The organism is Clostridia bacterium (genome assembly GCA_014360065.1).
Classification (GTDB): Bacteria; Bacillota; DSM-521; order Neomoorellales; family JACIYF01; genus JACIYF01.
On the sequence record JACIYF010000119.1, the window covers coordinates 1 to 7293 of the forward strand.

Genomic DNA, 7293 nt, shown 5'->3' on the forward strand with positions numbered 1-7293 from the left:
ATAAGTTTGGAACTGCTTTTAAAACCAGTACTTTCTGGCTGGAAACCTGGTAGCGGCGAAATGCGTTTCGGAGACTTAGGAGAGAAACGGTTACACTGGTCAGTACCTGTGCCCAGGGCTCTGGTAACTGGGCGAATCAGCATCAGGAACAGCCATAACAGTTTTGAGGGTATCGGCTATCTAGATCATTGGGCTGCCAATTTTAAGTTGTCGGAAACGCTTAGCTCTCTTTGGTCAGCGCAAATGTTTGCAGATGGTTATACTCTACTACTGTTCAGTAGCCAAGGAAACCACCTATATAGCTGGAAGGAAAAAAGTGCTGCCATGATTGCTTGTCAGAACCACATTCTAGCTAGCACACCCAACGTTGAGCTCGTCAAAACCTTCGAGAGGGAAGGGTCATATTCATACCCTCGGTCAATGGTATTAAGGATTGAGGAAGCCCCGGGCTACAGCCTAGTAGTTGACCAGTTTTTATCACCGGCCCTACCATTTTGTTTTGGCGAGAGTGGCACTATCTTGGCGAGTACTAGTCTACTGGGCTGCTTTAAGCTAAGAATATATGGTCAACCAATAACTGAAGTTAGCGGTTATGGTTCTATAAATGTAATCAATTTGAAATCCAAGTGACCCTGTCGAATTGGGGTTACAGGGTGATAGTATTTGCGATCAAAAGTTGGTAATTGCTGGAAGGGATAAATTCTCTGGCCTCGAAAATAGCCACTTAAGTAATCCTTGAAGGGTGGTTTAAGTGGCTATCAGTATCAACAGATTGTTTGGCAAAGACCTTTCCTTAGATAAGGCCTGTATGGCCCCAAACTTGCCCTATGACGAGAGTAGTCAGCCCTATTTTGGCCTCCTTACCCGTGAACCGGATAATGCCCAAGCCTGGTACCGCCATGGGCAAGCCAAGTATGCTGCGAAGGATTACGTGGGAGCGCTCAGCAGCTTTCTAACTGCCTATTATTTTTCTCGGTCTGACAAGGTAGTACTTTTTTGGGCAGGGCTAGCCCTCGACAAGCTCAACCGTTACCGAGAGGCTCTAAAATGTTTCTACGCAGCCAAGCGGTATGTGGATAGGAATGTACTGAGTAATAACATTGCCGTATGCTATGCCAAGTTGGGCGACTACAGGGCCGCCATCAAGCTGCTAAAGAGAATAACTAAGCAGAGGAACAGTCAAAGCTCCACAGCATTTTCCAATCTGGGCTTCATCTTTTTAAGGCTTGGGCAATATCACAGAGCGATAGATTCATTTCAGCAGGGCCTGAAACTGGACCCATCTGATGCAACGCTCCTTATGGCCATGGGGGTAGCTTATGAGGCTATGCACAACGATAGCATGGCCGATCAATGGTATCTCCGAGCTCTAGAGTTAAACCCGACTCTGCAGGAAGCCCTTAAAGGCCGAGTAAGATGTTTGCTTGGCCTGAAGCGTGCAAGTCAAGCGCTCGACTACATTAACGCCATGCTCAAGCAGGATCAATCTGATCCTGAAGGATGGTGGCTTAAAGGGCTCTGCCATGATAGCCTCGGCGAATACCGTTCAGCCGTCAATTGCTATAACCACGCCCTGACGCTTAGGGCCCGTACCAGATGAGGCTCTCACCCCGCCTAGTAAGTCCGGGTGGCTACAAAATCGGCTATGGTTATAAGAGATTGTCGAATTTGGTTATTTGGGAGAAGCATCAGATAGGCTTTAGCCTTATTAAGATATCTTCTAGCAATTAATAACGTCCTTTCAATGGCCCCCGAATCCTTGATAATCTCTATGCAACGGGATATTTCCTCTTGGTCTTTATTTCGCTTGAGCAACAATTTCTCAAGCTCTCGGCTTTGACGAGCGTTATTTAAGGCTAGAATTGCAGGCAGAGTGATGATCCCTTCCTTGAGGTCGCTTCCCACAGGCTTGCCTAACTGCGATTCTTCTGCGGTTACGTCCAACACATCATCGGTGATCTGAAACGCCATACCCAAGTAAAGCCCATATCTGCCCACTGCTCGGCAATACAAGGCTGGTGCCTTGGTACAAACGGCTCCAGCCTTGCAGCTGGCTGATATCAGCAGTGCCGTCTTCCGTCGGATCCTTCGGAAATAGCTGCGCAGGGATTCGCCAAGATTGAAAGTACTTGCTATTTGCTTTATTTCACCTTCGCACATCTCCAAGCTAATTCCGGATAGAATACCCATGATTGTGGGATCTTGATATTTACTAAACAAGTAAAGAGACCTTCCAAATAAATAGTCGCCAACATATACAGAAACCTGCTCGCCCCACCGGGCCCTGACAGTAGCTTGTCCTCGGCGAATCAAGGCACCATCAACTATATCGTCATGGACAAGGGTTGCCATGTGCAGCAGTTCTAAGCCCACAGCTAAAGGCAATATCCGTTCCCGACTATAGTCCCCTAGTCTGCTCGTCAATAGAGCCAACGTAGGTCGGAGCCGCTTTCCCCCTCCCTCCAGCAATTGTGTAGCTGCTTCACAAATTATCGCGTCATCGCAGGCTATCTGAGAACGTAACTCAGATTCTAGGCATTCCAAGTCGACATAAATCTCATCCGGCAAAATTTGCATTTAAGTAACCATCCTACTAGCAGAGTTGTTAAACGCTAAGCGGAGGCGCTTTTGGAGCATCTGCTGGTGCCTGCTTTTCTTGCTCCTCCACCAGCCTGGGCACGTTTCTCTTTGTTAATCCTAACCAGGAACCCACTACGCTGCGCTTCAAAAGCTGAATTGCCAGCGCAGGGTCAACGCCTTTGGGACAAACGTCCGAACAGGCACCAGCCAAATGACAACGCCAAAGCCCGTGAGGTTGGTCTATTACTTGGATTCGATCTTTGGATCCAACATCCCTACTATCCATATTATAGCGGAAAACTTGGGCCAATGCTTGTGGTCCCAGGAATTGCTTGTCGGTGGCACATGTTGGGCATGCAGCTATGCATAGCCCACATTTAACGCAATAACTAAATTGCAAATATCGTTCCAATTCCAATGGTGTTTGGGCAAACTCTCTCACATGATCTGCGGTAAGTTGTGGGGATATAAGGTAGGGTTTAACCATTTTATGCTTGTTGAACAAGGGAGTAAGGTCCACCACCAGATCTTTGATAACATCATAGTTGGCCAACGGTCGTAGCTCCAGCCTATCAGTACCTAACTCAGACACCTGCGTATGGCAGGCTAGATGAGGAAAACCGTTTACCATAACCCCGCAAGATCCACATATACCCATTCGACACGAAGACCGAAACGCCAACGTACTATCAAGATGCTCCTTAATATAAATAAGGCAATCAAGAATCGTCATGCCCTTGGAATACGGCACCGAAAATAGGTCAAACCGTGGTTCGGCCTTTTCCTCAGGGTTAAACCTAAATACCCGTACCCGAATGTCTGATGCCATTTATCTCCACCTCCAAACTAGCTGCCGAAACTCTTGATAGTTATAAATAGTCCCCAAGCGAAAGCCAGGCTACCCAAGGCGATAATAATAGTCGTTATGCTTCTGGAGGCAGCTGTGGCAGGAAACCACTCCAAGAGCACGGCTCTAAGCCCATAGAATCCGTGATAGACTACCAATGCCAGTAAAAGCACATAGAATACAACCCATGATACCGAAGCAGCCCGACTCATTACCGAAGAGTAGGAGAGTACATCCCCAACGTTATATCCCAGCCACCCTAACACCATATCCCAATGCATGAGCGCCATATGAATTGCTAAAGCAATAATCATTAGGAGACCTGTAACCAGCTGCAATAGCCACCAAAAACTCTCTCTCATTAGTTAACTCCCTCCTTGCCAAAAACCTTTACTTCCAGCCACCAGCCCCAGGCCCCCACCCTTGCGAACCTCGGCAGGGCTAGGTGGGCAAGGGCCAAATAGGTGCTTTTTCATTACCTAGTTGTGCGGCTTGCCGCATGGGGCAACCTATTAGGACATGGGGGACTCACATGCTCCTAAGCTAAAAACATATCCCACGCAGTTATCAGCAACAGCCCAACAATTGTAAGCCCAATAACCCATATCACTGGTCGTTGACGTTGGCGGGAACTAACATATGGAAATACGGGTCTGCCGGGCTTCCCCAACAGGTAGCCCATTTCTTCTAAAATGAGCCGGAGGCCGTTTAGCCCATGGAAAATCAAAGCTGCAAAAACAACGTATTCTAATGATAAGAAGAGAGGCGTATCAAAGAATGCCATAGTAGCCTCCCATGGCCCTTTCCCGTATATTCTGTAGCTAGTCTCCACTAGATGCAACAGTAAAAACAGTAAAATTCCAAGCCCCGTAAGGCGTTGAAGAGAATAAAAGTACCGTTCCAGAGGATACTTTCCAGCCCAAAGCCAACCCTTAATACCCAGGCGATTATCATAACGTTTCACGGCCACAGGCACTACCTCCTCTCAGTATTTGCGTTCAATTGGTTTCCACATAGTGATGGTGACTGGTAAATAATCTAGCTGAGGGCCCTTGTCGGAATAATAAGCCAATGTGTGCTTCAGCCATTCCTCGTCATTCCTCTTGGGGAAATCTCTTCGAGCATGGCCACCTCGAGATTCAGTCCGGGCCAGAGCGCCGGCTACAATAACCTCTGCAAGATCCAACATGTTGCGAAGTTCTAAAACCGCAATTAGGTCCGTGTTATATACTCGACCCTTATCGCTAACCTTAACCCGCCTATATCTATCTTTCAGTTCGACAATCATTTGCAAGGCTTGTTGGAGCCCAGAGCCGTTCCGAAAAACTCCCACATATTTATCCATTAAATCCTGCAGTTCTTCTCGAAGTTGATATGGGCTCTCAGTACCTGTCTGTTGTACCAGTCCTTTGAACACCTGCGCTTCCTGTTCCTGAACTTCCTTCTGGGGAACTGCCGGGTTAGATTTCTGCTTAGCCACATAGTTCGCTGCCTGTTCACCGGTGATCCGCCCCCAGACCAGACATTCGGCGGTGGAGTTGCTGCCTAAACGGTTGGCACCGTGCAACGAAACGCAAGCAACTTCCCCGCAAGCCCAGATGCCCTCAATAGGAGTGCGCCCGTCTATATCTACATGAATACCTCCCATAGAGTAGTGAGCTGCAGGTCGGATAGGAATTGGCTGAGTTATGGGGTCAACACCAATGAAGCGCATAGCTACCTCTCTAATCAAGGGCAAGCGCTCATTAATTTTGTCGGCTCCAAGATGGGTCAAATCCAGGTGGACGTAGTCCAAGCCTTTTGGTCCTGCAAATCCCCTTCCCTCTTCAATTTCAATCATTTCTGATCTAGCAACAATGTCTCTGGGTGCCAGTTCCATTTTGCTAGGAGCATATCTTTCCATGAAGCGTTCTTCCTGGTTATTGCGCAAGTACCCCCCTTCTCCACGAGCAGCTTCAGTAATCAGTATTCCAGACGGGACCAAGCCGGTAGGATGAAACTGGACAAACTCCATGTCCTTCAAGGGAATACCGGCTCGGTATGCCATAGCCATTCCATCTCCAGTTACAGTATAGGAATAAGTGGTAAAGCCATAGATGCGACAAGCACCTCCAGTCGCGATAATTAAGGCCTTACCCCCGATCGCAAAAAACCTTCCTTGGGCTAAGTCCCACACGGTGATGGCGCTAAAATGGTCGTGATCGATTATAATGGATGTTGCTTCGCACTCATCATACCGAGTTATGTTGTTAAACTTCTGCAAGGTATCATATAGGGCGTGAACTTCAAAAAAACCAGTCTTATCCGCAGCATACACGGCCCGGTCAAAGCTATGGCCTCCAAAGGGCCGCTGATCAATCTGTCCATTGGCTCGTCGGGACCAAGGAATCCCCCAATGCTCAAGCTGTACGATTTCCTTGGGTATCTCCTGTACGAAACGCCATACTACGTCCTGGTCTGCTAGGAAATCACTTCCCTTTATGGTATCCCAGGCATGTAGTTCCAGACTATCCCCTTCTTCAGGCCTCAAGACAGCAGCTGTTCCGCCTTCGGCGCAGACAGAATGGGGTCTCAGTAACTGGGTTTTTGAAACTAAAGCAATGCTTACTTGGCCATTGGTCTGGATAGAGGCTTGTACGGCAGCCCGCATACCAGCAAGCCCGGAGCCCAGGATTACGATATCATGGTATACTACATCCATCCCAGTTCCCCCTTCGTTAGCGAAACTTTCAGTATAATTCGTTTGCAATAACCATGCCACATGCAATAACAAGAATACCATATTGGCTCTTGAACATTAATATTGCATTAGAATACGATTCCTGATGCATGGCCCTCGTCCCGAACATACCTGTTCTGCTTCTAATGACTAGAAAACCGTTTATAATGCTTAGAAGCCTTGTATAAACTCTACAGATTTTTCATCAAACAATGGAGGATTTCTGGACAAAGGGGAGAATACTCATAATCGTAAAGTTGCGACCGTACCCACCTTGGGATAGTGGTTACGGATTTTGGAACAAGGAGGTGAGAGATCTTGACCGTTAAGGAGGCTTTCGATGGCATTCAGCAAAGAATGGCGGAGAATCCCGCCAAATTAGCCGGGATGAACGCTGTATTTCAGTTTGACTTGACCGGTGAGGGAGGTGGTCAGTACCACGCCGTAGTTAAGGATGGGACAGGTGCCATAAACGAGGGCGTAGCCGACAACCCCAATATCACCATTACCATGTCTGCCTCTGATTTCCTTGACATGATCGCGGGAAAGCTCAACAGCACCGCTGCATTCATGAGCGGCAAGCTAAAGATCAAGGGTGATATGGGGCTAGCTATGAAACTTCAGAGCTTGCTTGGTTAGCTAAGCTTATATATTTACGGGGGGCTGAGTTCAGAACTAAGCCCCCCGATTTCTATAGTGCCACCTATGAAGCTTCGCAATATTGCTTTTATTGGAGGTGCTGTTCCGATTTGAACGGAGCCTTGCTAGAAGGAAAGGTTGCCCTAGTTACGGGCGGTTCACGAGGATTGGGAAGGGCTGATGCATTAGCTTTGGCAGAAGCTGGCGCTGATGTAGTAATTACTGATATTCTTATTGAAAGCGACGATGACACTAGCACCGCTGAAAAATATGGCCCATTGGCCCAAGCGATGAAAAGCATGAACATAGTTTATGCAGAGCAAACTGCCAAGGAAATTCAAGCCCTTGGTCGTCGGGCCATGGCCATCAAAATGGACGTGACCAACCGGGAACAGGTTAGAAACATATTTGAAATGGTAGTAAAGGAATTAGGCAGAATAGACATTTTAGTTAACAATGCTGCCACTCTTGATCATATTGCTACCATTGAAAAGCAAAACGATGAGCT

At 47.5% G+C, this 7293-nt stretch carries 8 protein-coding genes; 3 read left to right on the plus strand and 5 right to left on the minus strand.

The window, feature by feature from the left end; genetic code table 11:
• The first annotated feature begins 751 nt into the window (after window positions 1-751).
• Window positions 752-1600, plus strand: a complete 849-nt coding sequence (locus H5U02_12810) for a tetratricopeptide repeat protein (GenBank protein ID MBC7343300.1) — start codon at window positions 752-754, stop codon at window positions 1598-1600.
• A gap of 14 nt (window positions 1601-1614) precedes the next feature.
• On the opposite strand, the gene H5U02_12815 is transcribed toward H5U02_12810, so the two are convergent.
• From H5U02_12815 to H5U02_12835, 5 genes are all read right to left on the minus strand, one after another.
• Window positions 1615-2577 carry a polyprenyl synthetase family protein gene (locus H5U02_12815; protein ID MBC7343301.1) on the minus strand — a complete coding sequence of 321 codons (963 nt, stop codon included), beginning with the start codon at window positions 2575-2577 and terminating at the stop codon, window positions 1615-1617.
• Between the two features lie 28 nt (window positions 2578-2605).
• Window positions 2606-3409 carry a succinate dehydrogenase iron-sulfur subunit gene (locus H5U02_12820; protein ID MBC7343302.1) on the minus strand — a complete coding sequence of 268 codons (804 nt, stop codon included), beginning with the start codon at window positions 3407-3409 and terminating at the stop codon, window positions 2606-2608.
• 17 nt (window positions 3410-3426) lie between these two features.
• Window positions 3427-3789: a hypothetical protein gene (locus H5U02_12825; protein ID MBC7343303.1), complete on the minus strand. Its 363-nt coding sequence runs from the start codon at window positions 3787-3789 to the stop codon at window positions 3427-3429.
• A 176-nt stretch (window positions 3790-3965) separates the two neighbouring features.
• A complete protein-coding gene (locus H5U02_12830; protein ID MBC7343304.1) occupies window positions 3966-4397 on the minus strand; it encodes a succinate dehydrogenase in 432 nt (143 codons plus the stop codon).
• 15 nt (window positions 4398-4412) lie between these two features.
• The gene (locus H5U02_12835) at window positions 4413-6128 is read right to left on the minus strand and encodes a succinate dehydrogenase/fumarate reductase flavoprotein subunit (protein ID MBC7343305.1); all 1716 of its coding nucleotides are present in this window, start codon (window positions 6126-6128) and stop codon (window positions 4413-4415) included.
• Between the two features lie 375 nt (window positions 6129-6503).
• Between H5U02_12835 and H5U02_12840 the strand changes: the two genes are divergently transcribed.
• A complete protein-coding gene (locus H5U02_12840; GenBank protein ID MBC7343306.1) occupies window positions 6504-6785 on the plus strand; it encodes an SCP2 sterol-binding domain-containing protein in 282 nt (93 codons plus the stop codon).
• Window positions 6786-6895: 110 nt separating this feature from the next.
• A partial coding sequence (locus H5U02_12845; protein ID MBC7343307.1) for an SDR family NAD(P)-dependent oxidoreductase occupies window positions 6896-7293 on the plus strand: 398 nt, incomplete at its 3' end.